General features: G+C 59.7%; 25 protein-coding genes. 20 read left to right on the forward strand and 5 right to left on the reverse strand.

Features of this window, described 5'->3' with window-relative positions:
* From NKJ64_RS22550 to NKJ64_RS22600, 11 genes are all read left to right on the forward strand, one after another.
* The coding region (locus tag NKJ64_RS22550) for a porin (protein WP_352463375.1) at nt 1-1,163 on the forward strand (1,163 nt) is incomplete at its 5' end.
* Nucleotides 1,164-1,374: 211 nt separating this feature from the next.
* Nucleotides 1,375-2,487 carry a pyridoxal phosphate-dependent aminotransferase gene (locus tag NKJ64_RS22555; RefSeq protein ID WP_352463376.1) on the forward strand — a complete coding sequence of 371 codons (1,113 nt, stop codon included), beginning with the start codon at nt 1,375-1,377 and terminating at the stop codon, nt 2,485-2,487.
* Nucleotides 2,488-2,633: 146 nt separating this feature from the next.
* Nucleotides 2,634-2,924 carry an acylphosphatase gene (locus NKJ64_RS22560; RefSeq protein WP_023709796.1) on the forward strand — a complete coding sequence of 97 codons (291 nt, stop codon included), beginning with the start codon at nt 2,634-2,636 and terminating at the stop codon, nt 2,922-2,924.
* A 69-nt stretch (nt 2,925-2,993) separates the two neighbouring features.
* Nucleotides 2,994-3,650 (forward strand): TetR/AcrR family transcriptional regulator, encoded by a 657-nt coding sequence (locus NKJ64_RS22565; RefSeq protein ID WP_352463377.1) that lies wholly within the window; start codon nt 2,994-2,996, stop codon nt 3,648-3,650.
* Between the two features lie 65 nt (nt 3,651-3,715).
* Entirely contained in the window at nt 3,716-4,879 is a 1,164-nt protein-coding gene (locus NKJ64_RS22570) for an isovaleryl-CoA dehydrogenase (protein WP_023816440.1), read from the forward strand.
* A 9-nt stretch (nt 4,880-4,888) separates the two neighbouring features.
* Complete coding sequence (locus NKJ64_RS22575; RefSeq protein WP_155922473.1) at nt 4,889-5,794, forward strand: hypothetical protein; 906 nt, start codon at nt 4,889-4,891, stop codon at nt 5,792-5,794.
* Between the two features lie 8 nt (nt 5,795-5,802).
* On the forward strand, nt 5,803-7,410 hold the full coding sequence (locus NKJ64_RS22580; RefSeq protein ID WP_023670209.1) for a carboxyl transferase domain-containing protein: 1,608 nt from the start codon (nt 5,803-5,805) through the stop codon (nt 7,408-7,410).
* Nucleotides 7,411-7,941, forward strand: coding sequence for an O-acetyl-ADP-ribose deacetylase (locus NKJ64_RS22585; protein WP_352463378.1), 531 nt, complete (start codon nt 7,411-7,413; stop codon nt 7,939-7,941). It begins immediately after the preceding gene.
* Between the two features lie 120 nt (nt 7,942-8,061).
* Nucleotides 8,062-8,436, forward strand: coding sequence for a hypothetical protein (locus NKJ64_RS22590; protein ID WP_023670207.1), 375 nt, complete (start codon nt 8,062-8,064; stop codon nt 8,434-8,436).
* 45 nt (nt 8,437-8,481) lie between these two features.
* Nucleotides 8,482-8,859 (forward strand): hypothetical protein, encoded by a 378-nt coding sequence (locus tag NKJ64_RS22595; RefSeq protein ID WP_023670206.1) that lies wholly within the window; start codon nt 8,482-8,484, stop codon nt 8,857-8,859.
* A gap of 49 nt (nt 8,860-8,908) precedes the next feature.
* Complete coding sequence (locus NKJ64_RS22600) at nt 8,909-10,870, forward strand: acetyl/propionyl/methylcrotonyl-CoA carboxylase subunit alpha (RefSeq protein ID WP_023816442.1); 1,962 nt, start codon at nt 8,909-8,911, stop codon at nt 10,868-10,870.
* A 61-nt stretch (nt 10,871-10,931) separates the two neighbouring features.
* Here NKJ64_RS22600 and NKJ64_RS22605 read toward each other — a convergent pair whose 3' ends face one another.
* Both NKJ64_RS22605 and NKJ64_RS22610 read right to left on the reverse strand, forming a co-directional pair.
* Nucleotides 10,932-12,053, reverse strand: a complete 1,122-nt coding sequence (locus NKJ64_RS22605; RefSeq protein WP_023687260.1) for an ABC transporter substrate-binding protein — start codon at nt 12,051-12,053, stop codon at nt 10,932-10,934.
* Between the two features lie 386 nt (nt 12,054-12,439).
* Entirely contained in the window at nt 12,440-12,706 is a 267-nt protein-coding gene (locus NKJ64_RS22610) for an SEL1-like repeat protein (protein ID WP_006199745.1), read from the reverse strand.
* Nucleotides 12,707-13,143: 437 nt separating this feature from the next.
* On the opposite strand from NKJ64_RS22610, the gene NKJ64_RS22615 reads away from it, so the two are divergent.
* The 9 genes from NKJ64_RS22615 (at nt 13,144) to NKJ64_RS22655 (ending at nt 20,470) form a co-directional block, all read left to right on the forward strand.
* Nucleotides 13,144-13,485, forward strand: a complete 342-nt coding sequence (locus NKJ64_RS22615) for a DUF2147 domain-containing protein (RefSeq protein ID WP_352463379.1) — start codon at nt 13,144-13,146, stop codon at nt 13,483-13,485.
* A 53-nt stretch (nt 13,486-13,538) separates the two neighbouring features.
* Nucleotides 13,539-15,038 carry a recombinase family protein gene (locus NKJ64_RS22620; RefSeq protein ID WP_352463380.1) on the forward strand — a complete coding sequence of 500 codons (1,500 nt, stop codon included), beginning with the start codon at nt 13,539-13,541 and terminating at the stop codon, nt 15,036-15,038.
* A gap of 283 nt (nt 15,039-15,321) precedes the next feature.
* Nucleotides 15,322-15,777, forward strand: a complete 456-nt coding sequence (locus NKJ64_RS22625; protein ID WP_352463381.1) for a hypothetical protein — start codon at nt 15,322-15,324, stop codon at nt 15,775-15,777.
* Between the two features lie 269 nt (nt 15,778-16,046).
* On the forward strand, nt 16,047-16,388 hold the full coding sequence (locus NKJ64_RS22630) for a hypothetical protein (protein WP_352463382.1): 342 nt from the start codon (nt 16,047-16,049) through the stop codon (nt 16,386-16,388).
* Nucleotides 16,389-16,912: 524 nt separating this feature from the next.
* Nucleotides 16,913-17,143, forward strand: a complete 231-nt coding sequence (locus NKJ64_RS22635; RefSeq protein WP_352463383.1) for a hypothetical protein — start codon at nt 16,913-16,915, stop codon at nt 17,141-17,143.
* A 15-nt stretch (nt 17,144-17,158) separates the two neighbouring features.
* Nucleotides 17,159-17,935: a hypothetical protein gene (locus tag NKJ64_RS22640; RefSeq protein ID WP_352463384.1), complete on the forward strand. Its 777-nt coding sequence runs from the start codon at nt 17,159-17,161 to the stop codon at nt 17,933-17,935.
* A 12-nt stretch (nt 17,936-17,947) separates the two neighbouring features.
* Nucleotides 17,948-18,682, forward strand: coding sequence for a hypothetical protein (locus NKJ64_RS22645; RefSeq protein ID WP_352463385.1), 735 nt, complete (start codon nt 17,948-17,950; stop codon nt 18,680-18,682).
* 109 nt (nt 18,683-18,791) lie between these two features.
* A complete protein-coding gene (locus NKJ64_RS22650; RefSeq protein ID WP_352463386.1) occupies nt 18,792-19,331 on the forward strand; it encodes a cell division protein ZapB in 540 nt (179 codons plus the stop codon).
* A gap of 776 nt (nt 19,332-20,107) precedes the next feature.
* The gene (locus NKJ64_RS22655) at nt 20,108-20,470 is read left to right on the forward strand and encodes a sunset domain-containing protein (RefSeq protein ID WP_352463387.1); all 363 of its coding nucleotides are present in this window, start codon (nt 20,108-20,110) and stop codon (nt 20,468-20,470) included.
* A 225-nt stretch (nt 20,471-20,695) separates the two neighbouring features.
* On the opposite strand, the gene NKJ64_RS22660 is transcribed toward NKJ64_RS22655, so the two are convergent.
* The 3 genes from NKJ64_RS22660 to NKJ64_RS22670 form a co-directional block, all read right to left on the reverse strand.
* Nucleotides 20,696-21,721, reverse strand: a complete 1,026-nt coding sequence (locus tag NKJ64_RS22660; protein WP_352463388.1) for a UvrD-helicase domain-containing protein — start codon at nt 21,719-21,721, stop codon at nt 20,696-20,698.
* 46 nt (nt 21,722-21,767) lie between these two features.
* Nucleotides 21,768-23,360 (reverse strand): ATP-dependent nuclease, encoded by a 1,593-nt coding sequence (locus NKJ64_RS22665; protein ID WP_352463389.1) that lies wholly within the window; start codon nt 23,358-23,360, stop codon nt 21,768-21,770.
* Between the two features lie 575 nt (nt 23,361-23,935).
* Nucleotides 23,936-24,787 carry a DUF4062 domain-containing protein gene (locus tag NKJ64_RS22670; protein ID WP_352463390.1) on the reverse strand — a complete coding sequence of 284 codons (852 nt, stop codon included), beginning with the start codon at nt 24,785-24,787 and terminating at the stop codon, nt 23,936-23,938.
* Between the last annotated feature and the right edge of the window lie 474 nt (nt 24,788-25,261).

Here is a 25,261-nt window from a genome sequence, read left to right on the forward strand (position 1 = left end):
CTGCGGCCTTGATCGCAGTTTCCGGTGCGCGCGCCGCCGACGCCGTCGTCGTCGCCGAGCCGGAACCGGCTGAATACGTCAAGATCTGCGACGTCTACGGCGCCGGCTACTTCTACATCCCCGGCACCGAAACCTGCCTGCGCATCGGCGGCTATGTCCGCTACGACATCGGCGCCGGCGACGTCGGCTCGTTCGACGGTGCGAGGTCCTTCGACCATAAGGATGGCGACGAGCAGGACACCTTCTACAAGAATGCCCGTTTCACGCTGAAGACCTGGACCGGCCAGGAAACCGAACTCGGCACCTTGAAGACCTACACCGAGACCCGCTTCAACTTCGGCAATCGTAACGGCTACCCGTCGGCAGACGATCCGACCACGGAAGCAGACGAGTTCAACTCCAACCCTGCCGGCAACAAGAACGTTTCGCTGAACTTCGCCTGGATCCAGCTCGGTGGCCTGCGCGTCGGTAAGGACGAATCGGCCTTCGACACGTTCATCGGCTACGCCGGCAACGTCCTCCAGGATACGCTCGTTCCCTACGGCGATTTCGACACCAACGTGGTCCAGTACTACTTCGATGCGGGCAACGGCTTCTCGGCCGTCGTCTCTCTTGAAGAAGGCTCGGGCGTCGTCGGCACGATCGACAGCTACGTTCCGCATGTCGTCGGCGGCGTGAAGTACACGCAGGGCTGGGGCGCCATCACCGGCGTCGTCGCTTATGACAGCAACTATGAAGAAGTCGCCGGCAAGGTTCGCCTGGACATCACCCCGATGCAGAACCTGTCGCTGTTCATCATGGGCGGCTACGGCACCGACGACAACCTGAATGACGACACGACCTTGATTCACAACGGCAACGCGATCAACGCCGGTGGCCGCGGTTTCTACAAGCAGTGGGGCGGCAACTGGGCATTCTGGGGTGGCGGCACCTACACCATAAACGAGAAGACCTCGTTTAATGCCCAGGTCTCGTATGACGAGTGGAAGAACCTCGGCGTCGCCGCGAACATCGCCTACGACGTTGTTCCCGGCTTCACGGTCACGGCCGAAGTCGACTACCTCAACGCAGGCAAGTTCGACGACGCCAACTTCTCCAACTTTACCAATGCCGACAAGAAGAGCAGCATCGGCGGTCTCCTCCGCTTCCAGCGCTCGTTCTAACAGGCAGAACCTGGCTGAAAATCGAACCCGGCGGGCAACCGCCGGGTTTTTCTTGTGAGGCGTCCGGACTGATCGGTCGCCGTGCGGATCTCGAGGGGTTTTCTGGCTCAACCGGCAGATCGGCAAAGGCGCCGCCTTGCGCCTCGCCAGAACTTGCGCCGTCCTATCGGGCACGCTAGCAAGAAGAGCCATTTTCTCGTGAGCTTTTGCCATGCGCCAGCGCCCTGCCCTCACGCCGCTTGTCGGCGCGCTTCCCTCCACGGTGCCGTTTGTCGGACCGGAAGCGCAGGAGCGCGAGCGCGGACGTGCGTTTCGCGCTCGCATCGGCGCCAATGAGAGCAGTTTCGGGCCTTCGCCGCGCGTTATCGAGCGCATGGAGAGCGTCGCGCGTGACCAGTGGATGTATTGCGATCCCGACAATTACGAGCTGAAGCAGGCTGCGGCCGCCCATCTCGGCATCGGCGCCGAAAACGTCGTGGTCGGCGAAGGCATAGACGGGCTGCTTAGCCTGGTGACGCGCATGTATGTCGCGCCTGGCGACGCGGTGGTCACCTCGCTCGGCGCCTATCCGACGTTCAATTTCCACATTGCCGGCGTCGGCGGCCGGCTGGTCACGGTGCCTTACGAAAACGACAAGGAAAGTCTTGACGGCCTGTTGGCGGCGGTCACCCGAGAAAAGGCGCCGCTGGTCTATCTCTCCAACCCGGACAATCCGATGGGCAGCTGGTGGGAAGCGAGCGAGATCATCGGCTTTATCGAAGCCTTGCCGGAAACCACCATGCTGGTGCTCGACGAGGCCTATGGCGAATTGGGGCCGACCTCGTCGCTGCCGCCGATCGATGTCGCGCGGCCCAACGTCATCCGCATGCGCACCTTCTCCAAGGCATACGGGCTGGCCGGCATTCGCTGCGGCTATGCGGTGGCCGAGGCTGAGGTGATCCGCGATTTCGAGAAGATCCGCAACCATTACGGCGTCAGCCGCATGGCGCAGATCGCCGGCGTCGAGGCGCTGGCCGACCAAGACTGGCTGCACAGCGTGGTGGCGCGAGTCGCTGCCGGACGCACACGTATAGCCGGGATTGCCGAGACGAACGGGCTGAAGCCGCTGCCATCGGCGACCAATTTCGTCACCATCGATTGCGGCAAGGACGGCGCCTTCGCGCTGAAAGTGCTGCAAAATCTTTTGTCGCGCGACGTGTTCATTCGCAAACCGATGGCGCCAGGGCTCGACCGTTGCATAAGGGTCAGCGTCGGCCTCGATCATGAGCTCGATATCTTTGCCGAGGAACTGCCCGGCGCGCTCGCCGCGGCACGGGGAAACTAGCCCGGCCGATTGCCGTCGCGACACGGCCTGCCAATGCCGCCAAAGGCCAAGACAGAACCAGCCGGGTCCCCGGCTTCCGTCGATCCAACAACAATCCAACCGTTCAAGGCTGTTGCTTTCGTCCGATCCCGCGCCAGTTCTTGAGCATGGGAGATAACGACCGGCAAAAGGCGGTGCAGGCGCGCGTGCATGGTAAGGTGCAAGGCGTCGGCTACCGGATGTGGGCGCGACGCGAAGCGATAGGGCTTGGCCTCGTAGGTTGGGTACGCAATGAACGAGACGGCACGGTGACGGCCTCGATTGCCGGTGCCGATGCTGCGGTTTCCACAATGATCGAACGGCTCCGGCAAGGGCCACGGGGTGCTTCGGTTTCGAAGGTCGAGATCGAAGAATTCGAACTCCTCGACGCGCCCATCGACTTTCGGATCATTGTCTAGACGGAACCACTTTATTGCCGCTTGAATTAATCGAACGTTCGTTTTATTACTAAATACCGGGAGGCGATCATGGCACGCACAACGGGATCCGATGGCGAAAAAACTGAAGCGGCCGTCCGCGAGGCGGCGGTCAGCCTGATCGCCCGCTTCGGCTATGAGGCGACGTCGATGCGACAGCTTGCCGCCGAGGTCGGCGTCCAGGCGGCCGCGCTCTACCGCTATTTTCCGACGAAGGAAGACCTGCTGTTCACGCTGATGCGCGAACATATGGAAGGGCTGATCGAAGCGTGGGACGCCGCACGCCCCGACGCTGCCGATCCGGCAACGCGGCTTGCCGCCTATATCGAAAACCACATCGCTTTCCACATCGAGCGCCGCCACTCCACCCATGTCTCGAACATGGAATTGCGCAGCCTGTCACATGACCGGCTGACGCAGATCCTTCGCATGCGCACCGCCTATGAGAAGGAGTTGCGCGCCATCCTGCGCGACGGCGCGGAGGCCGGCGCCTTCAGTGTCGATGACACCGGGCTCACTGCCATGGCGCTGATCCAGATGATGACCGGCGTCATCGTCTGGTTCCGGCCGGGCGAGCGGCTGTCGATGGCTGAAGTCACGGCGACATATCTTTCAATGACAATGCGCCTGGTTGGCGCGAACATAGACGGCAAGACTTACAGCGCCGCGCGTCCCTTCGGACGCGCAAATGACGCTGTAGCATTTTGATTTCGCGCATGATCCTTTCCGAAAATCAAAGTTGATTTCGGGGTCATGCGGCAGGAGGGAACGGCATGTACACGAACACACTCAGCTTCGGGCATGACGAGGACATCGAGGCGCTGCGCGATCTGGTGCGCCGCTTTGCCCAGGAGAAAATAGCGCCGATCGCCGCCGAGATCGACCGCAGCAACCAGTTCCCCGCGCATCTGTGGAAAGAACTCGGCGCGCTCGGCCTGCTTGGAATCACCGCCGATCCCGATTTCGGCGGTAGCGGCATGGGCTACCTCGCCCATGTCATTGCGGTGGAAGAGATTTCGCGCGCCTCGGGCTCGGTCGGCCTTTCCTACGGCGCCCATTCGAACCTCTGCGTCAACCAGATCAACCGCTGGGCGACACCTGCGCAGAAGGAGAAATTCCTGCCGGCATTGTGCTCGGGCGAAAGGGCAGGTGCGCTGGCCATGTCGGAATCGGGCGCCGGCTCCGACGTCGTCTCGCTCAAGCTGCGCGCCGAAAAGCGCAACGATCGCTATGTGCTCAAAGGCTCGAAAATGTGGATCACCAACGGCCCCGACGCCGAAACGCTGGTGGTCTACGCCAAGACCGATCCGGAGCGGAAATCGCGCGGCATCACCGCCTTCATCGTCGAAAAGACCATGGCCGGCTTCTCGGCATCGCCAAAGCTCGACAAGCTCGGCATGCGCGGCTCCAACACCGGCGAACTGGTGTTCGACAATGTCGAGGTGCCCTATGACAATGTGCTGCATGAGGAGGGCCGCGGCGTCGAGGTGCTGATGTCGGGCCTCGACTACGAGCGCACCGTGCTCGCCGGCGGCCCGCTCGGGCTCATGGCGGCCTGTCTCGACGTGGCGATCCCCTATGTGCATGAGCGCAAGCAGTTCGGCCAGCCGATCGGCGAGTTCCAACTCGTGCAGGGCAAACTTGCCGACATGTATTCGACGATGAACGCCGCGCGCGCTTACGTTTATGCTGTCGCGGCTGCCTGCGATCGCGGCCAGACGACACGCAAGGATGCCGCCGGCTGCGTGCTGTTTGCCGCCGAAAAAGCGACGCTGATGGCGCTCGACGCCATCCAGCTGCTTGGCGGCAACGGCTATACCAACGAGTATCCGACCGGCCGGCTGTTGCGCGACGCCAAGCTCTACGAAATCGGCGCCGGCACCAGCGAGATTCGACGCTGGCTGATCGGGCGCGAGATCATGGCGGAAGGGGTGTGAGCGATTTCAATGCCTGGTTTGCCAAAATACCTTGGAGTATTAGCACGGACTATCGTCGCATTGATCCCATTGTCGGGATTTGCGAATGCCGCCTCTTCAGATATGCCGCAATTTCGAGACGTTGCAGCACTGCGGGTTGAAGTCATTTCCCGCCTGAAGGCTGACAGCCGAGTCAAGCAAGCAATTCCCAACCCCGCCGATCCGGCGCGTCTTGACGTAACCAGGGTCGGTTCTACCGGCAAGGATATTCATCTTCAGGTGGACGTTACGAACCTGCTAGGCCGCATTCGCGACCTGCCGGCGGGAGAGGCGGAAACCGAAATCGAACGTTTTCTAACCACGCTCGTGCTCAGCGATAGCGAAAGCGGCTTCCAGGCCGATCTACTGATTGCCAACATTCGACCGCGCGAACATCTCGACGCTTTCAAAGGCGATGGCACAGAGCCCGACAAAGGACCGGCGTTTGAAACCTTGGCGGGTGACGTCGTGATCCTTTACCAGATCGACAATGAGGACTCGCTCGCCAGCGTCCGGCTTGACGATGTTGGAGACCGCTCACTCGCACAGCTTCGCCAGCTTGCTCTGGAAAACATCAACAAGCAGATTACGAAGGTCAAGCAGGAGCGTATCCTCGACGGGATATCGATCTTCACCGTCGAAGGGGATGAGGCCATCTCACCCGCTCTCCTCCTGACCGAAAAATTCTGGGCCACGCTTGGACCGCAATTCCCCAACGGCGTTTTCATAGCCATTCCAAAACGCGATGCCATCGTCGTTGTAGACAAGCGGCTTCCCAATGCGGTTCAGTTTGCTCGCTCATTTATCGACAAGGTTTTCAAGACCGAACCTGATCTTCTCTCCGAGTACATTTTCGAGCGCCGTGACGGCAAGCTGCAAGTCGTGGCAGAGCAATAGGAACCGATGTGGCCGTACTCCAAACCCAGATCTCGCCCTCCTCCGAAACCTACCTCGCCAATGCCGAGCGCATGCGGGCGCTGGTTGCCGACATTGCGGACAAGGCGGCAAGCGTCGAGCGCGGTGGCTCGGAGGAGGCGCGCGAGCGTCATGTTTCGCGCGGCAAGCTGTTGCCGCGCGAGCGGCTGGCGCAGTTGCTCGACACCGGCTCGCCTTTCCTCGAGATCGGCCAGTTCGCGGCATGGTCCATGTATGGCGAGGAGATTTCCTCGGCCGGCCTCATCGCCGGCGTCGGCCGTGTCGAAGGCACCGAGGTGATGGTCGTGGTCAACGACGCCACGGTGAAGGGCGGCACCTATTATCCGCTGACGGTGAAGAAGCATTTGCGGGCGCAGGAGATCGCGCTGCAAAACAATCTGCCTTGCGTCTATCTGGTCGACAGCGGCGGCGCCAACCTGCCCAACCAGGACGAGGTGTTTCCCGACCGCGAGCATTTCGGCCGCATCTTCTACAACCAGGCCAACATGTCGGCGGCCGGCATTCCGCAGATCGCCTGCGTCATGGGGTCATGTACTGCGGGCGGCGCCTATGTGCCGGCAATGTCGGACGAGACGATCATGGTGCGCAACCAGGCGACCATTTTTCTCGGCGGCCCGCCGCTGGTGAAGGCGGCTACGGGCGAAGATGTCAGCGCCGAGGAGCTTGGCGGCGCCGACGTGCACACCAGGCTGTCCGGTGTCGCCGACCACTATGCGCTGGACGACGAACATGCGCTGGCCATCTGCCGGCGCATCGTCAAAAACCTCAACCGGCGCAAGACTGTAAGCTTGACCTTACAGAAACCCATGCCGCCGCTTCATGACGCGCAGGAACTCTACGGCATCGTGCCGACGGATCTGCGCCAGCCCTATGATGTGCGCGAGGTGATCGCGCGCGTCGTCGACGGCTCCGAGTTCGACGAGTTCAAGCAGAATTACGGCACCACGCTGGTCACCGGCTTTGCCCATCTTCAGGGCATGCCGGTCGGCATCATCGCCAACAATGGCGTGCTGTTTTCCGAAAGTGCTGTGAAGGGCGCGCATTTCATCGAACTGTGCTGCCAGCGCAAGATCCCGCTGATCTTCCTGCAGAACATCACCGGCTTCATGGTCGGGCGAAAGTACGAGGCCGGCGGCATCGCCAAGGACGGCGCCAAGCTGGTGATGGCGGTTGCCACCGCCAAGGTGCCGAAGGTGACGATGATCATCGGCGGGTCGTTCGGCGCCGGCAATTACGGCATGTGCGGCCGCGCCTACTCGCCGCGCTTCCTGTGGATGTGGCCGAACGCGCGCATTTCGGTGATGGGCGGCGAACAGGCGGCGACCGTGCTGGCGGTGGTCAAGCGCGAGGGCATCGAGCGCAAGGGCGGTGAGTGGAGCGCGGACGAGGAAGCGAAATTCAAGAAGCCGATCCTGATGAAATACGAGCATGAGGGCCACCCGCTCTACTCCTCGGCGCGGCTGTGGGACGACGGCATCATCGATCCGGGGAAAACGCGCGAAGTGCTCGCGCTCAGCCTTTCGGCCGCGCTCAACGCCGACATCGAAGAAACGAAGTTCGGCGTGTTCAGGATGTAGATGAGCAAGTTCGGCGAACGGATACATGTCCACACCGGCGACATCACCAGGCTTGCGGTCGATGCCATCGTCAACGCCGCCAATTCCTCGCTGCTGGGCGGCGGCGGCGTCGACGGCGCCATTCACCGCGCCGCAGGCCCGGAGCTCGAATTCGAATGCCGGATGCTGAACGGCTGCAAGGTCGGCGAAGCAAAGCTTACCGAGGGCTATCACCTGCCGGCACGTTACATCATCCACACGGTCGGACCTGTCTGGCAAGGCGGCGGAAAAGGCGAAGCCGGGCTGCTCGCCTCCTGCTATATCAGGTCGCTCGAAATCGCCGCCGCCAGGGATTGCCGGACCGTGGCATTTCCGGCGATCTCCACCGGCATCTACCGTTATCCGAAAAATGAGGCGACGCAGATTGCCGTTGGCATCGCAGGTACCTTCGTCGGACAGAACTCAACGCCCGAAACAGTTATTTTCTGCTGCTTCGACGAGCCAACAGCTCAACTATACCGACAAGCCGTTGCTGCCATTGAAGGATGCTAGTCTGCATGGATAAGATGGTTCATCCACCTACGCAAAATAAATTTTCGGTGAGCAGGCTGGCGGCACTGGAGAATAGACGCTATTGTTCATTCCGCATTGGGCAACGGGGATGGGGTAAAGATGAGGCCGAAATATTCGGGAAAAACGACTGCGTCGGTACTTGCAGTCTTGCTTATATTTGCGGTACCCGGCGTTGGCGCCGCGGCATCGCTGGCGGGAAGCAAAGGCGACATCCATTTCTATCCGTATTTGCCGAAAAGCCCGAAAGACCAGTGCACCATGGCTTACAACGCCTATGTGGCCGCCGGCGGCCATTCGGCCTATGCGACCACGCCCTATGCCCGGATCCGTTCGTTGTACATCATCTGCGGCTCGGGCTTGAATGCACCGTCACAGAAGGCTGCCGAAGAACGGGCGATGAAATCCTGCGAGTCCGCCCGCAGCCATTACAAGGTCATTACAGGGGCGGGCTGCGAAGTTGCGGCATCGAAGTAGGCCGACAAGCATCGGCTTGGGCATTTTTCAAATGGGCGGCGCAAGATGAAATCGACACGCATCAAACGAATTACTGTATCGATGCTTGCCGGCCTGCTCGTATTTACGGCACCCGGTATCGGGGCGGCTGGATCGCTGGCGGGCAGCAAGGGAGACACCCGATTCTGGCCTCCGTTGTCACTGAATCCAAAGGAGCCCTGCACGAAGTCGTACAACGCCTATGTCGCGGCGAGTGGCCACTCGGCCTACGCGACCACATTCTACTCGCGCGTCGACGATCTTTACATCATCTGCGGTGCGCGGCTGAACGCGCCATCTCAGAAGGCCGCGGAAGAGTTGGCGTTGCGAAGCTGTCAGGTTGGCCTGAAAAAGTGGAAGGTTCAGATCGCGAGCGGCGGCTGCAAAATCGCGGCTTCGAAATAGGCTCATTCCTGCCAGACCGGCGCCGCCCGAGACAAACCCGGGAGGCTCCATGTTCGCCAAGATCCTGATCGCCAATCGCGGCGAGATCGCCTGCCGTGTGATCCGCACCGCACGCAGGCTCGGTGTGCGCACCGTCGCCGTCTATTCCGACGCCGATGCCAAGGCCCTGCATGTCGAAATGGCCGACGAGGCAGTGCATATCGGTTCCTCGCCGGTCGGCGAAAGCTATCTGCGCGGCGACAGGATTGTTGCGGCGGCGCTGGCGACCGGCGCCGAAGCAATCCACCCCGGCTACGGCTTCCTCTCGGAAAACCCCGATTTCGTCGACCAGATGGTGGCGGCGGGGCTCACATTCATCGGCCCGTCGGCCGCCTCGATCCGCGCCATGGGGCTGAAGGATGCGGCCAAGCGGCTGATGGAAAAGGCCGGCGTGCCGGTGGTGCCGGGCTATCATGGCGAGGCGCAGGAGATCGTGCTGCTGGCGTCCAAGGCGCGTGAGATCGGCTATCCCGTGCTGATCAAGGCGCGCGCAGGCGGCGGCGGCAAGGGCATGCGCCGCGTCGAACATCCCGAAGATTTTTCGGAAGCGCTGTCAGGCGCACGGCGCGAGGCCAAGGCCGCGTTCGGCGACGACCGCGTGCTGGTCGAAAAATATGTCGACAAGCCGCGCCACATCGAGGTCCAGGTATTCGGCGACAATTTTGGCAATGCCGTGCATCTCTACGAGCGCGACTGCTCGGCGCAGCGCCGCCACCAGAAGGTAATCGAGGAAGCGCCGGCGCCCGGCATGACGCCGGCGCTGCGCGAGGCGATGACGGAAGCGGCGGTCAAGGCCGCCAAGGCGATCAGCTATTCCGGCGCCGGCACCATCGAATTCATCGTCGATGCCTCGCAAGGGCTGAAGGCCGACCGTTTCTGGTTCATGGAAATGAACACCCGCCTGCAGGTCGAGCATCCCGTCACCGAAATGGTCACCGGCACCGACCTGGTCGAGTGGCAGTTGCGGGTAGCCGCCGGCGAAAAGCTGCCGAAGACGCAGAGCGAAATCACGCTTTCCGGCCACGCCTTCGAGGCGCGCATCTATGCCGAGGACGCGGCGAAAGGGTTTCTGCCGGCGACCGGCACGCTGCATCACCTGGCGTTTCCCGACAACGCGCCCGAAGGCGCCAGCATGCGCATCGAGACCGGCGTGCGGGCCGGCGATGCGATCTCGCCCTTCTACGATCCGATGATCGCCAAGCTGGTCGTCCACGCCAAGGACAGGCAGGCGGCACTCGATGCGCTCGGGACTGCGTTGTCGCAGACCGAGATTGCCGGCTCGACCGTCAACACCGCGTTTCTCGCGGCACTTGCCGCGGACGCCGATTTTTCGGCCGGTGATGTCGATACCGGCCTGATCGGCAGGCATCAGGAAGCGCTGACCGCGGTCGCCCCGCCGAGCTGCGGGATCGTTGCCGCGGCGGCCCTTGCCGCGGCGGGCGCCGGTGCCTTGCCGCCGTCGAACGATCCGTGGTCGTCGCTTGCCGGCTATGCGCATTTCCACAGCGTTGCGCGCCGCACGCGCCTGCGCCATGGCGAGGACGATATACTGGCGCGTGTTTCAGTGCGGCCGGACGGGCGCTTCGAGGTGGCGCTGGACGCGCCCTATGACAGCGTCAATTCGCATGATCTTCGCGCCGCCCCTCGCCTTGCCCGCTGGCCAGGCCACGTCACCGTGTTCGAAGGCGCGGTCGGCTACAGTTTCCTCGTCCCGGATCCGCTGGCGCGCACCGACGAGGCGGCCGCCGCTTCCGGCAGCCTGCGCGCGCCGATGCCAGGCGTGGTCAAGCTGGTGCGCGCGGCAAAGGGCGAAAGGGTGATCAAGGGCCAGCCGCTGTTGATCCTGGAAGCGATGAAGATGGAGCACACGATCGCGGCCAGCCATGACGGCGTGATCGCGGAAATCGCCACCGAGGGCGCGCAGGTCACCGACGGAACGGTGCTGGTGCGCTTCGTTGACGAGGCTGCATAGCCGAGGCTTGAACGAAAAATGGCCGGGACAAGCCCGGCCATTGCCATGAGTACGCGGACGATTACTGCGCGATTGGCGCGTATTTGCCGTCATGCCACTGGTTGATGTCGTAGCTGGCGTTCTTCAGATCGCCCTTCTCATCAAAGGTCACGTCGCCGACCACGGTGCTGAAAGGCGTGCCGTTCTTCAGCGCTTCGGCTACCTTGACCGGATCGTCCGTTCCGGCGCGCTTGACGCCCTCTGCAAACGCCTGAACGACGGCGTAGGAGAACAGCGTAAAGCCTTCCGGCACGAAGCCGCCCGCCTTGATCTTGGCGATGGCCTCCTTGGCTTCCGGCTTGGCCTGCGGGTCCGACGGGAAGACGAACAGGGTGCCTTCACCGGCGGGGCCGGCGACCTGCCAGAATTCCGGCGAGGCGATCGAGTCCGGCATGATCAGCTGGAACTTGACGCTCTGCTCGGCCGACTGACGCAGGATAAGCCCGGCTTCCGGGTGATAGCCGCCGAAATAGACAACGTCGGCCTTGAGGTCCTTCAGCTTGGTGACGAGAGCCGAATAATCCTTCTCGCCGGCATTGATGCCTTCATAGTCGATCTCCTTGAGGCCACCGGCATTCATCGTCGCCTTCACGGCATCGGCAACGCCCTGACCGTAGGCGCTCTTGTCATGCAGGATAACGACATTCTTGCCGGCATATTTCTTGGCGATCCACGGGCCAATGAAGGCGCCCTGCGCGTCGTCACGCGTATAGAGACGCATGATCGTCGGCCAGCCGGCCTTGGCGGCGGCATCGGTCAGCTCGGGATTGGAAGAGGCCGGGCTCATCATCAGCGCGCCGGCCTCGGCGTAGACGGCGGAAGCCGGGATGCTCGAACCTGAACAGGCATGGCCGTCGATAAACTTGACGCTGTTGGCAACGATCCGGTTGGCCACCGAAACCGCCTGCTTGGGATCGCACTGGTCGTCCTCGATGTCGAGCTTGATCATCGAGCCGTTGACACCGCCGGCGGCGTTGATCGCGTCGGCGGCTGCCGTTGCGCCCTGCTTGAACTGGTCGCCGATCGTGGCGAGCTGTCCGGTCATCGGGCCGACCACCGAAATGGTGATGTCATCGGCAAAGGCAACCGGCGCGCTCATCATCAGGCCAAATACGGCCGCGCTCAAAATACCCGTTTTTTTCATGGTGATAGAACTCCTCCCACACTCGCGCAGCCGCTCTGGCCGCGCTTCTTTCCGAAGGCGGGACAATTTCATCCTTCATTGGGCCTGTCTAGGCGCATCGGCGCCGCTCGATTGGGCCTCATCAACGCAAAAAGCCACGCCAGCCTGTTCCGGCCGGTCGTGGCTTTTTGCTCGTAGCAGTCCCCATGCGCCCCCGCGCCACGAAAACCTGCCCGCCGTCCCCATTGTGCACGACTGGACCGTGCCGGCCTGCCGCGTTCTTGTTCTTTCATGGTCGGCCGTCTTGTCGCGGCCTTGTCGTTTCACCGGTTCCGACCGTCTTTGCGGTCTTGATCCCGGGGCTTCCCTGTTTTCGATAATCTGCCTGCGATAATCTGCTCGCGATCTCAGTGCATCGTCATCCATTCGCGGGCTTCGCGCAGCGCCTTGGCGATCTCGACCTTGGACATTGCGGCCGACAGTTCCGAGCGCAGTTCCGCGGCGCGGACCGAGCCCTTGATGGCGGCGATGTTGAACCATTTGTGGGCGGCAACGACATCGGTCTCGCAATCGCGGCCGGTCGCATACATCATGCCCAGTTCGAAAAGAATGTCGGCCTGGGCAGTTGCCCCCATGGCGCCGAAGCCGGCTTCAAGCATTTCAAAACGTGCCATTTTAGTCCCCTGTCTGGCTCCCGAGAGCGGGCCTCTTCTGTCCCCCGGTGTTCCCTGGGGAGCCGCTCTTTCGATGCTTCCGAGAATGAGGCCGAGCCTTGAATCCGTCGTTAAATGGCGTGCTTAATTTGGAGAAAACAAAGCTAAAACAAGAGGTAAACGCGGAAATTCGTTAAGGATACAAAGTCAGCAATCCCGCCGTTTTTCGATCGATTTGACGAAAATTTGCAAGGCGCCGATCAACACTCTGCTAACCACGCAAACCAAAGCCAACGCCTCGATCGTTTCATTTTCACGGGCTGCGCTCTCCCGACCCCGCATGAAAATTGCGAAACCTTCCGTCGCGGCACGCTTTTGTTTTGCCGGGAGCTGGATTAGCTTACGTTTGCGTAAGCGGCAGAGAGGCGGCTGCCCCATCTAAACCAGGGAGGACAGATATGTTTCGCAAAGTGAGCTTGGCCCTGGCGGCCGCCGTGATGATGGCTGGTGCGGCTTGGGCCGATCCGATCGAAGGCAATTGGAAGACACAAGCCGGCGACACAGCAGTAATCGGCGGCAGCGGTTCATTCTCTATCACGCTGAAGACCGGCAAATATGCCGGGAAGACCATCGGTTCGCTCAAGGCGGCCGGGGGCAACAAATATGCCGGCAACATCACCGATCCGGCAAACGACAAGACCTATTCGGGCAAGGCAACACTGTCGGGCACCTCGCTCAAGATGAGCGGCTGCGTGCTCGGCGGGCTGATCTGCAAGAGCCAGACCTGGCATAGACTTTAATTCTGCATAGTGCTATCGGACGGTTTCCTGACACGAACGGAGACCGTCCAGCCATGCTACAGCCGCGAGACCTCAAGGGACGCCAAGCGATCTCCTATGCCCGCTGGTCCTCAGGGAAGCAGGCCCACGGCGACAGCCTCGCCAGACAGACAAAGAATGCAGAGGACTTCTGCCGGACCCATGGTCTCACGCTAGACCGCCAACTGGTGGACGATGGTATCTCGGCGTTCAAAGGGGCGAACCTTGAGGCATCCTTCGGTAAGCTGGTGGCGGACATAAAGTCCGGTGTGATCCTCGCCGACACAGTCCTGATAGTCGAGAACGTCGACCGCATTTCCCGGCTCAACTATTATGACGCCCAAAAATTCTTCGGCTCTGTGCTGGAGACCGGGATTACCATCGTCACCTTGCATGACCAGCGCGTCCACACCATCGAGGGCTACCGGGCGAACTTCATGCACATGGTCCAGTCCATCCTTTCAATGCAGTCGGCGAACGAATACAGCGACAAGCTATCCAAGCGTGTCAAAGAGGCTTGGAGCCGCAAGGCGGACAGGGCCAAGGCTGGACGCATCAAGCTTGCCAAGGTTCCTTTCTGGATTGACCGGGAGACCCACGAACTGAACGAACGGGTCGACGATGCGCGGCTGATCTTCGAGCTTGCCAAGGAAGGCCACGGACAACAGACCATCACGCAAATGCTGAACACTCGTGGCGTCCCTTCTCCCTCGGGGAAAACATGGGCACAAGCCGTTGTAGGCGAAGTCCTCCGTTCTCCAGCCGCGTATGGGTGCCTTGTCCTTAAAGGTGAGGAGGTGCCCGGCTACTTCCCCGCGCTGATCAGTGAGACGGAATGGCTGGCCACTCGGCAGCGCACCAAGGCCCGGCGTCACAGTAGACAGGTGGGGCGCACATCAAACCTATTTTCCCGCATGGTCCACTGCGGACACTGCCGCTCCCCGATGGTCCTCACGTCCTCTAGGAAGGGCGGGATGTCGTGGGGCTATTTCACATGTACGGGGAAGACGTTCAAGCGCACGGAATGCACCGCGCCCAACTGGCGCTATGACCAATTTGAACGGGAGTTGATTGATCGCATTGGGTTCCTGGCTGTTCCTATACCACAGGACCAGACGGCTCCCGATCTGTCAGGGGAACTTGAGGAAACCATAGGTGCCCTTGAGGCCAAGCGCGAGAACGCCCTTGCTGGTGCCCTCGACGCTGAAACCGCCGAGACCCGCAAGGCTTTCTCGGGGAAGGCCGATGAACTCACCCGCCAGATCGAAGCCAAGCGTCGGGAGATCGTAGCCATTCGCGAGAATGACGCGCGGTACCGTGAGAGCGCGGCGGCTGTCGTGGACTTTGAAATGGATCAGGAGGAGATCAGGCGGATGGCTCAGGAGGACCGGAAGGAAGCTCAAAGGCTCATCTCCAACCTCTTGCAGCGCATCGACCTTGAGAGCGACAGCAAGACCCTCAAGCGGGCACTCGTCACCATGAGGAGCGGAAACAGCCATGCCCTCGTTTTCGACGGTAGCGGGGAGCCGGGCTGAGGTAGACTAAGATGTTGATGTTGTTCAGATTCTTGAGGTTCTCGGCGATTAGGCACCCATACAGAGAGAGAAGCTCGGTATTAGCGACTGCTAATGGGTTGCCATACGGAGAGCCCTCGCGCCTCATCCGTGAATCCCCCTCATACTGTACATAGGAACGCCAGCACGAGCGTGTACTCACGTCTGCTCTCTGTTTTTCCCTTGGTGGTCCCTTCTGTTCGCCAAGGGCATCTCGTCTACATCTAGCGCCACAACGCTACAAATCAACAACATCTAGGAAGCCATGCCCTACACCGCCGCTGCGGACATCGCCGCGACTATCGACGCCATGCGCGCCACTCCCAACAAGCCCTCACTAGCTGCCACGTTCCCAACCCATGGTCGCCATTGGGGCCGCACGTCTCCCCTACCCATCCGCATTACCCGCGCCACCCGTCGTCTTGCCCATGTCGGCGGAATGGTGCCGGAAGGGTGCAGCCAGAAGGACATGGAAAGGGTCCGATGCAACCACCGCATCTCTGTTGATGCGCTCAAGGAAATCCTCGGGACTCTTTGGTCCTTCCGGCTCCTCGGGTGGCTCCCTTCGGACACCATCTATCTGGACTATGAGCAGATCACCGAGACCGTAACCGCTGGCACCCAGCGCCCTAAGGACACCCAAGACCTTATGCCCGACTGGTTCACCCGCCGCTATTCGGTCGATGAACTCAAGGCCTTCCGGGACGGCAAGTCCGTCTAACTGCCTCGCAACCTGTATGCGGTGCATTGGCTTCCGGCGCGCTCGTCCACCTGTCCGGTGTCCTACGTCACCCGCCCTTGCCACGCGTGTTTTAGTCCACCACCGCACACAGGAAAAGGAAGCCTCCTCGCCACCGGCTCCCCTCGCTCCGTTTGTGTGTGCGGTGGCCTTGTTTCAGGGGCAATCGACCCACGCCCGCTGTCCTACACCACCCGCACCTACCCAACCCCTGTTGTGGTCACCACCGCACACAGGAAGAAAGCCATTCCATGTCTCTTCACACCACCACCATTGAACTCCATGGTTCCTATACCGCCTACCACCCGGCATCAGGCACACGCATCGACACATCCGACAAGGCTTACGGTCGTCGGACCTACAAGGACCCGCTCGGTCCCCTCTGCCGCATCCTCAGGGACACCTTTGGCTACCCGCCCGAGACCCTTATCCACGTCGAACGGGCAGGAACCCCGGTCTACAAGCGAGACCTAACCTTGGCCTATTGGGCAGACCACGATGTCGTGGACACTCAGGACCGCTCAGCAGTACGGATCAAGTTCCGTCCCTTTGAAGGCATCGCCAACGTTGGAACCGAAAGACTCGCCGCGTAACCGCAGGTGAAGACAAAAAATCCTCCCTCCCAAGTCGCCCATGTTGGGGGGACTATAGGGGGGAACTTAAGATACCTAAGGATACCCTCAAGGAACTAGAGTTGCCCTAAGGTCTCTCCCTTGAGATTTTACCAGTAGAGTTATCTCTCAAGATACACCTTGAGTTCAGCACCAGTGAACTCGGGTTGAACTTGAGTTCCTCATAAGCTCGGCTCGAAGCTCGATCTTCGACTACCTTCCTATACCGCCTCCCCGAAAGAGGCTCTCCACACCCAACCACATAGGAGGTCGCCATTTGCGATCTTGGGCTCTCTCTCGGCATTGCTGCCGGGATCGCTAATGCTGCGGGTCAGGCATCTGCCGCCGCTGCCAACTCCAAAAACATCCAACAGCGCTACAACCTGGCTCAGGTTTCCAACGAACACGAATTCGTTATCAAGGCCAATGCCGCCAACAAAGAAGGCTATCAGGCCACCCTTGAGGGCGACCGCGCCAAGTCAACCGCTATCGCCTCGGGCGCTGGCATGAATGGCAACACCGCTGGCCTCAGGCTGGCCGAACAGTCCCGTCAATCCGCCTTGTCCATCGCCAACGCCAAGGACCAGCGGGAGGGCGCACAAGCCAACTACATCATGCAGGGCAAGGCTGACCAGCTTGGGGCGCAGGACGCACTCAATAAGCAGCAAATGAATCCCATGACCACGTTCTTGGACGTCGCCACGTCCGGTCTCAAGAACTACGGCGCATTCCAGTAACCCCAAGGAAACCCCATGGCATCTCCCGTCACCTCGGGACGCCCCCGCGATTGGCGCGTGGGTGCTCAATCTGTTTTCAACGCTCGGCAACTTCGCTGCCGCCAAGTCACCAACGAGACCAAACCTTGCGACTGCCCCGGCTGCACCCGCAAACGTTCCGGGGTCTCCCGTTACTGCGGTCCTCACAGGGATGCCGCCAGCAAGCGGGGTGATCCGTTGGCCCGTCTTCCTTCCCGCAATGAACTGGCCATCTTCAAGAAGGCGACTGACCTGTACATGCAGACGGACCCCAAGTTTGCCGCGCGTGTCGCGACGGACCTCAGGGGCCTTGAGAACCGTATGGTCCTCCCGCCGTCCTTCTGCCTGAGTGTAGCAGACCTCCACCCAAAGCTCCCCCAGATCGCCAAGGCCAAGGGTCTCCTCGCCAACTGGCAGCACAAGGATCGCCGCACCTATACCGAAGCGGTCATTCACGCGCTGGCGCTCATCGGTTGGATGCATGTCTACTTCCATTCCGGTCAGGCCGGGGGCCTTTGGGAGAACCGCAACCGGTTCCTTGAGACCCGTGCGGGTGCCCTCCTGGGGGACTTCCGCAAGACCATCGGCACGACCACGCTGGTCAAGAAGGCCTCAGGGGCAGCCCACCGGCACCTTGGCCGCGACTTCGTTCGCCACGCTCAACAAACCTACGGCAAGGGCTTCTGGTCCTCCGCTGTCGCCACCAACGACGGTCAATCCATGACCCTCCTCGACTACACCCGAATGGCCCTCAAGGCCGCGCACCTCCTTTAGGAAAACCCCGCTATGTCCAACTACTACGACCACACCGCCTCCGAAACCATGCGTATGCCCAACCCCATGGACGACAGGTCAGGCTGGTCCCCCACGAGTAACCCCAACTACGCGAGCGGCTCCGCTGCCGGTCCCTCCCCCGAAGGTAAAGTGTTTGTCCCCGGCATGAACACCTACGTCGATGCCGACATTGCCGAACAGCTTGGCCTATTGGGACCCCATGGCACCCCCAGTGCCCCCTCGACCGACCACGCCTCGCTCGACCATCGGGCCATTCCCGCTGGGGACGATCGCCTTGAACACATCGACATCGATGAACTGTCAGACGAGGACCTTGAGGCTCTCCAGCTGGAGCTTGAGATCGAGACGGACGACCGCGAACCATCACCGTCCGAAACCCTCGACCAGATTGCCGAGTGCTTCACGCCTGAGGCCTTTGAGGCTGGTGTCGATGCAATGGTTGAAACGGGCGACTTCAACGACACGTTGGTCCGTCTCTCTGAGGCCACCGGATTGGACGAGGCCACAGCATCAAGCCTTGTCGAGACAACCGTGATGGAGGCAACCCCGATTGCAGCCGAGCAGATCGGCAGCGAGCGTTGGAGTTCCATGCTCTATGCGGCCACAAGGACGGACGACAGTTTGGCCCGGCGCATCGTCTCAGATGTGGTGACCGGGCGATTGGACCCCGCCCGTCTGGCGAACGCGTATGACATCTGGTGGCAGTCGCTGCCCGATGCCGACTGAGTGAGGGTGAACCCATGCTCGGCTACATCGCCACCGCATACGCGGTCACTACCCTAACCGCGACATTGCTCGCCCTACTTCAATTCTGACATCGAAAGGAACCGCCACCATGGCCAAGAAACCAATCACCCGCGAGGAACTCCTCGCCCAACTCGAATCCCTCGACAACTCCACAGAGATCAGCAGGCTCAACGCCGAGGTCTCCAGGCTGACCGAAGAGAATGCCTCGCTGGTCGCCCAGCGGCAGGAACTCGAGCGCCAGCTTAAGCACGAACGCGAGGCCCTCCAGTTGGTCCGCGAGGCCGTCCGCAAAGTTGACGTTCGGACACGATCCCACGGGGCAGACCGCCCCGGCCATGCCGCGCTTGCCGCAGCTGCCGAACGCGCTGGTCGCATGGAATGGGCAGAGGTCCAGCTTGGTGTCCAAAAGGGCACCCACGATCCCGCAACGGGGCTGCCCTATACCACTGAGACAAAGCCGCAGCGCAGTTTGATCGCTGGGGCGCCAAAGGTAACTCAAACGGAACTGGACTCATTCTTTCCGTCTCTCAGCGGCCTTGAGATCGACATGACGGCCACCGCCGACGCTCTGCTCGATGCCGACCTGTCGGAACATAAGAACGCGTTGGAGATTGCCACCGCCGAATAAAACAGATGACCCGCGTTCCTTTCGCCCTTCTCTCGTATCTCAAATCCGGTTTGAAGATGGCGGAGGGAGCGCGGGCTGTCTGTAGTCCGATGCGTTTTCGACACGCTACTGGCGCGTGGTGGTAATCAATCTCTACGAGGCAATGGCCGCGTCATCCCTGCACGCTTTCTGAGTATGTGAAACGCCCTCAGGATGAGAGCGTCCTCCTCCGCTTCAGACGTTTGGGCTTGCTCCTCGAAAGAGGCTTCCTCAGCGTGGAAGTCATGCGCCCTCGATGGCATGTGCTTCCACCCCCACTGACAGGCGTCCCAGTGGCTTTCGCAAGCGACGACCCGCTGCTCGATAGCTTGTCCGTGTTTTCCAAAAAATACGATTTTGAAGTTGGTCATGGTCTCGGCTTCCAAAGCTTGGCTTAATTGCCGATGCCCATTTTTCACAAATCGAAGATGAAAAAAATAGATTCCTACGGAGACATCCCGATGGTGAAAAGTCTCCGCAAGCGAAGCTAATTCGCGTCGAAAGTTGGCGGTCGATAGCCCAACCTCGTACTAAGCCCTCAAGCGGACCAAGCGCGGCCCTAAATGGAACCTTGCGTGCGGGTCTGCATAGCCGCTCTGGCCGATCAGTTGCCTCCAACAAGCAGCCCGCAACGCATTCGAGGATGCTGCCAAGGAAGAGAAGATGTTCGTTTCTCGATAGCGTCCTACCCAGTGTGACCGCCCGCATCGTCTGGACTTTGGCGAGCAACAATCGCATTCTTCCGCTGGGGAAGGGGAATGGGCAAAGCAATTCACAACAAGTGGAAGAGAAGGCAAAGGCCATTGTGGCGCTCGCTTCTTGCTGCTCGCCTTACGGTGGTTCTGGCGCTGCTGGGGATTACGTCGGTCGCTTATGTTGCAACAAATGATGTGCCAGCGCTCCCACGCGTTCACTACCGCCGAACTTCATCTAGCAATACGACGGTCCACAAAGCGGGCTGCGACATCAAGGGCAACATCAACGAAAGGGGCGAACACATCTACCACATGCCGGGTCAAGCATACTACTCGGCTACTCGCGTTAACCCCGCACGAGGGGAGCGGTGGTTCTGCTCCCAATGGGAAGCGTGGTGGGCCGGTTGGCGGAAGGCGAAGGTATGAATGCCTCGGAGCCAAGGCATGCCCGTCACTCCATGTCCGGCACGTCACCGCCAACAAAGCGCGTAGTCGGTTCTCCGTATTCGCCAAGTGCTGGGTCGGCCCCACGCGACCACGCAACGACACCAACATGTTTCCCCGCGACGCTTCCGCGAACGGGCATTCCGATGAGGCAGCTTGCTTTCAGAAATAGCGGACGTGCGTCGGGTCATCTGGCGGGAGGAGAACTCATTCGTCAAGGCCAAGCAGCGTAGTGATCCCCTCAACACGGCAGGGGCCATCTGTCACGAAGGTGACGCTGTGGCGGGCTCGGGTTATGCCCACGTACAACTTGGAGGCCGAGCCTTGTACCGTGGCGAAGTCTCCGGACTGGAGCCATTCCGCCCCGGCTTTATGGGGAAAGATCAACACGCGGTCGAAAGTGAGCCCTTTCGCTTCACCGAAGTTGAGAGCGCTGGCGTCTCCGCAGTCCGTCGACCGGTTCAAGCGTAAGACCTGGGGTTGGTATCGAGCGAGGTAGGCTGGGGCCAAAGCTCTCGAAAGCGCGAAGACGCCGTCGTGTCCGGTCCGGCGATCGTTGCGAGAGACTGTCTTTGGCTCGTTCGGGAAGAACCTGTCTGCCAAGTCGACAATGGGCTGCTGGCACCTGTGACTGTCGAGTGAGTAAGTTATCTCTGCAAGCTTCTGGCTCTCCCATTCGACGAATTTCTTCACTATGTTCGGCCCTGCGAAGCCTCCGTGACGATTGGCGAAGTTGGTTTGGAATGTCGCCTGTCGATGGTCGCCCACTACCGTGAGTCGAATACCGGCCTTTAGGATTAGTTCGAGGACGTCCAAATCCCAGCCCGCCAGATCCTGCACCTCGTCGACAAAGATGTGATCGAAGCGGTCCCGTAGCCGACGTAATACCGCGCCCTGAGTTTTCTCGTCGCAAAGACAAGCAAACCGCGCAATTTTGTCCGAGTAGATCGCGCGCTGACTAGAAAAATAGAAGCGTCCAACGTTCGTCGCGCTGGCATAGATGTCGGAACGCCCCGGTGACCATGCCAAGCCATCGATCCGGTGAGGATGCAAGGCAGCGCGATAAGGACGTGTCATTTCCCGCAATAGGAAACGAAACCAAGACTGCACTTCGATGTGGCCGGGAATAGAACCATTCAATTCGTAGAGCTTGCGGACTAGCTCACTAAGGTTGTTGTTGGTGTACGTGAGAATCGCGACGCGCTTGTCCCGCTCGGCGAGTGCCTCTTCCACGATCCTCGTGGTCTTTCCTCCGCCAGCTGCGGCAACAATTACACGGTTAGGCAATCGCATCGCGAATGTACCCCGGCACATCCCACCTTATGCGCGTCTCAAAGAAGCGTAGAGCCCATTCGGTCTTGTTGGCTTTCATGTACTCCAGGAGCGAGTTGTCATCGGGGTAGGCTGTCCCTAGAATAGCGTTCACCACCATGCGACCGTTAGCTTTCAGGAGTTGCGGTTCTAGGGTCGGATAGTTGATGTCACGGTCGAAACGGACTCGGACGCGCGGGTTGGCAACATAGTCTGCGTACTTCTGCTCCAGCCGGATTACATCCCCGTCGTTGTCGGTAACGACGTCAACTTCGCGGTCGAGTAGGTCGGCAATCTCCAAGAACCGTTTAAAGGCCAGAGAGTTGACGGAGATAACGTCGACGCCCGCTTCCAAGGGCAAACGTCCGTGCAGCATTTGGAACGCCCGCTGCACAATCAACTCGTCTGAGGGGCCTTCCACTAGGATCGCTCGTCGGGCCAAGATCAGGCGGAGGGTGTCGTAGCCCGGTAACTTCAGGAAGTAGCCTTGGGTTTCAGGGCTCAGGTCCCTGAGCGTTATTGACAGACCCCGGTTGAAGAGTAGGACGGCCTCTAACCCAAGTTTATTGAGGACGAAGCTGCTGTGTGTTGTGATGATTAGCTGGCGGTCGTTGCGGTTTGCACTGATGTGGCCGATTAGCTCATTGAGTCGAGAGAACGAGAGATGGTTCTCGGCCTCTTCGATCAGCACCAAATGGGATTCCCCCGACGACTCCAACGCTAGCTTGACCTTGACGGAATTCTGCTCGCCCTTGCCGACCAGAGTGATAGGAATGTCGTCCAAGTGCGGTGTGACCCCCACTTCCCAGCTTGCACGTGCCGAAGTGTCCAAGGACACGGTAAGCGTCTTGTCGGTGATGCGGCCCGTCATCTTGGCAAGCTCGGCATTTATCTTTGCAACGCGCTCCTCGCTGAGAAACCTGTCCTTCATCATACGATAGGATAGTGCCAAGTCGACTTGGTCGCGGGCGCTGAGCCCTTCCTTCAGGATGTCGATAACGTATCGATTGGCAGAAGTGTTATTGCGTATTGTGCTGGCGTCAACGAAGCTCGACTTGAATGGGATCGTTCGGGCTATGACATCCGTATCTCCAAAATGTCGCCAGCGAACAATGTAGTATTCGATGGGCAATGTTCGCATGGCTTTCGGATCGGCCACATAGGCTTCGAACTCCTCTGAAAAATCTTGGTTGAGTTCGATACCTATCTTAACACCTGAGGTGTCCTCCCTGCGGCTGTTGTTGGTGCCCTTAAGAGCCGACAGTTGCGGCTCATAGGCGAGATAAATCTCAATAAGAATTGCTGGAGGCGGTACGCGTTGTTTATTGCGATAAGCCTCGATGAATTCGGTCACTGCCTCAGCGTTGAACAGATAGGGGTGTACCTCTGTCGCGATCGGCCGCCCGCCCAATTGACCGGTCAGGGCAAGGTGGATTGCCTCCAACAATGTAGATTTTCCGCACTCATTGTCGCCGACGAGAATGTTAAGACTAGCATTGAGCGCGACATCCGCGCTGCGTAAACAGCGGTAATTCTGAACCACCACTCGTTCAATGTGCATCGCTCGCCCGCCACTTATTTCGAATCATTTGCCCAACGGACACCACTCTAGAGTATTCGAAATGCCGGGCACAAACGTGTCTTCGTCCAATCTTAACGCACCCGACGCACGGGGGAGGCTTCTTGCGATCCCGGCATGTTGAAAGGCTTCACATGGAGGAAATGTGCGATGGATTTACCCAACTGACCATGACCATGTCTGCCGCAGTCGCCCGTGCCAAGCCGCATCTGAGAGGTCACCTAGAACTCCCGGTTTGGTGTGAACCTCGTGTTATCCCAGGCAACTTTTGTTAACTGATGTTCTCTTGTGTTCGGCTCATCAGGGACATTGAAGCTGCGCCACTCACATGATTTGACACTTATAGGCGGTGTGCCGGTCAGCCGGTTATAGGTAACGACGCTGCCCTCCTAGGACCGTGAACTGCTTGCTGGTTCCCACGACCAGTATGACGGGCCGCGAGGATTATTGCCGCCGGTGTCAGCCATTTTTCCAAGGTGCCCCTTCCAACGGTATTTCGATTTTCTATTCCTCGTCTCCCAGAGAATTTCACGTACTGGGAATTTGCAGGAGGGAATTTATGTTCCTTGGACAAATCTATCCGCCGCCCGATACCCGGCGTCAGTCACAAAGAACACTTCTCCTTTTCCTCCGCGATCTTCAATGAGGGCGAGACGTGCAAGCTCATCCACTGCTCCTCGCCACTTAGCAGTCGCCCTAGTGTCATTTGATTGAACGAAATCCCGCCCGTTAGTCTGAACGTGACTGCCACCAAGCGTCTGGAGCCGCATAATTATGCCGCTCTTATCCTTGGCTGCCTCAAGAAGCAGTTCACTCCCCGCTTCGCTGATCTCTATAAGGGGCCGAGGTGGCACCATACCTAACGCGAGTAAATCTCCTTCTTCTGATTTATCGGCTTTGCCGAAATCGCGAATAATAGTCTGGGCTAGCTGTCTAACCAGCGTCTCCCGAAATTCAGTTTTGCTGTCGTACCTCTGGATCAAGCCCCGACCCATTTTCTCCTTCTCAAAGGCCTTCAACGCTTTGTATTGGTCAAGATCGATGCTGTTAGGAACAACGGGCTCCGAGGAGAAGTATAGTAGCGCTGGCTTCCCATCTGCTAGATGCTCTTCGATCTCTTCGGCTGTTCCGCTCTCCGCTTTCCCCGTTGGCGTTCCAAACTTTGTCCAGAACACGGCAATTAGCAGGTCGCAACCCTTCAGGATTTGCTTGCTAATTATTGCCTGTGGCCTATCGCCCATAGCTGGGGAAGAATGGCTTTCCCATCCGATGGGCATCAGAACGATCCCCCGGTCTTCAGAATGTGTCGCATTCCATTCGTCTATAACACTGCGAATTATTTGGCGCTCTGCTGCAACATCACTAGGTGAAGCTATAAACACCTTAACCGCGTTCGCCCTGTAAGACACATTTACTCCCCTTAGGTTCCTTAGAAAACAGCATTATAGCAAGTCTCAGCCTTTCACCACTAACTGTGAAAGGGCATCAGTCGCAACTTCGAAGGCATCGAGTCGCTGAAAAGGGGCACCCCGTTTCCAGGGCACCCCTCCTTCATCAGAACAACCGTCCGAGAAAAGCCATCCACGAAGCCAAGGTGCATTTGCACCCGAAGGCCAAGCGATAGGTCGCCCCATTCGGCTGGCTGGCTTCAATAGTGAGGAACACCGTCATCCGGGGTTCTCCTCTATCCTGCGCGTGTCTCTTGATGAGCCGAACATCGCGCATAAAGACCAGCAAGCGGGGTTTTTGGGTTTTTAAACAGCCACCCGGTGACCCCCACACGCCTCGGCTGTCTGCCGTCACCGATACAGTTGGGCAGTCGACGCGCTCCCGTCAAGGGACCACCGCAGGTTCTAACGCTGCCTACTATGCGCGGATTTGCC

The sequence above is a fragment of the Mesorhizobium sp. M0062 genome (genome assembly GCF_040323125.1).
Lineage (GTDB): Bacteria > Pseudomonadota > Alphaproteobacteria > Rhizobiales > Rhizobiaceae > Mesorhizobium.

Bases quoted from the DNA above. Each gene is read 5' to 3' on its own strand.
- NKJ64_RS22640 (WP_352463384.1), top strand. From the start codon at position 17,159: ATGGCATCTCCCGTCACCTCGGGACGCCCCCGCGATTGGCGCGTGGGT.
- NKJ64_RS22555 (WP_352463376.1), top strand. From the start codon at position 1,375: ATGCGCCAGCGCCCTGCCCTCACGCCGCTTGTCGGCGCGCTTCCCTCC.
- NKJ64_RS22650 (WP_352463386.1), top strand. From the start codon at position 18,792: ATGGCCAAGAAACCAATCACCCGCGAGGAACTCCTCGCCCAACTCGAA.
- NKJ64_RS22610 (WP_006199745.1), bottom strand. From the start codon at position 12,706: ATGGCACGTTTTGAAATGCTTGAAGCCGGCTTCGGCGCCATGGGGGCA.
- NKJ64_RS22655 (WP_352463387.1), top strand. From the start codon at position 20,108: ATGGGCAAAGCAATTCACAACAAGTGGAAGAGAAGGCAAAGGCCATTG.
- NKJ64_RS22600 (WP_023816442.1), top strand. From the start codon at position 8,909: ATGTTCGCCAAGATCCTGATCGCCAATCGCGGCGAGATCGCCTGCCGT.
- NKJ64_RS22665 (WP_352463389.1), bottom strand. From the start codon at position 23,360: ATGCACATTGAACGAGTGGTGGTTCAGAATTACCGCTGTTTACGCAGC.
- NKJ64_RS22570 (WP_023816440.1), top strand. From the start codon at position 3,716: ATGTACACGAACACACTCAGCTTCGGGCATGACGAGGACATCGAGGCG.
- NKJ64_RS22625 (WP_352463381.1), top strand. From the start codon at position 15,322: ATGCCCTACACCGCCGCTGCGGACATCGCCGCGACTATCGACGCCATG.
- NKJ64_RS22635 (WP_352463383.1), top strand. From the start codon at position 16,913: ATGAATGGCAACACCGCTGGCCTCAGGCTGGCCGAACAGTCCCGTCAA.
- NKJ64_RS22615 (WP_352463379.1), top strand. From the start codon at position 13,144: ATGTTTCGCAAAGTGAGCTTGGCCCTGGCGGCCGCCGTGATGATGGCT.
- NKJ64_RS22590 (WP_023670207.1), top strand. From the start codon at position 8,062: ATGAGGCCGAAATATTCGGGAAAAACGACTGCGTCGGTACTTGCAGTC.
- NKJ64_RS22620 (WP_352463380.1), top strand. From the start codon at position 13,539: ATGCTACAGCCGCGAGACCTCAAGGGACGCCAAGCGATCTCCTATGCC.
- NKJ64_RS22575 (WP_155922473.1), top strand. From the start codon at position 4,889: ATGCCTGGTTTGCCAAAATACCTTGGAGTATTAGCACGGACTATCGTC.
- NKJ64_RS22630 (WP_352463382.1), top strand. From the start codon at position 16,047: ATGTCTCTTCACACCACCACCATTGAACTCCATGGTTCCTATACCGCC.
- NKJ64_RS22605 (WP_023687260.1), bottom strand. From the start codon at position 12,053: ATGAAAAAAACGGGTATTTTGAGCGCGGCCGTATTTGGCCTGATGATG.
- NKJ64_RS22595 (WP_023670206.1), top strand. From the start codon at position 8,482: ATGAAATCGACACGCATCAAACGAATTACTGTATCGATGCTTGCCGGC.
- NKJ64_RS22560 (WP_023709796.1), top strand. From the start codon at position 2,634: ATGGGAGATAACGACCGGCAAAAGGCGGTGCAGGCGCGCGTGCATGGT.
- NKJ64_RS22585 (WP_352463378.1), top strand. From the start codon at position 7,411: ATGAGCAAGTTCGGCGAACGGATACATGTCCACACCGGCGACATCACC.
- NKJ64_RS22645 (WP_352463385.1), top strand. From the start codon at position 17,948: ATGTCCAACTACTACGACCACACCGCCTCCGAAACCATGCGTATGCCC.
- NKJ64_RS22565 (WP_352463377.1), top strand. From the start codon at position 2,994: ATGGCACGCACAACGGGATCCGATGGCGAAAAAACTGAAGCGGCCGTC.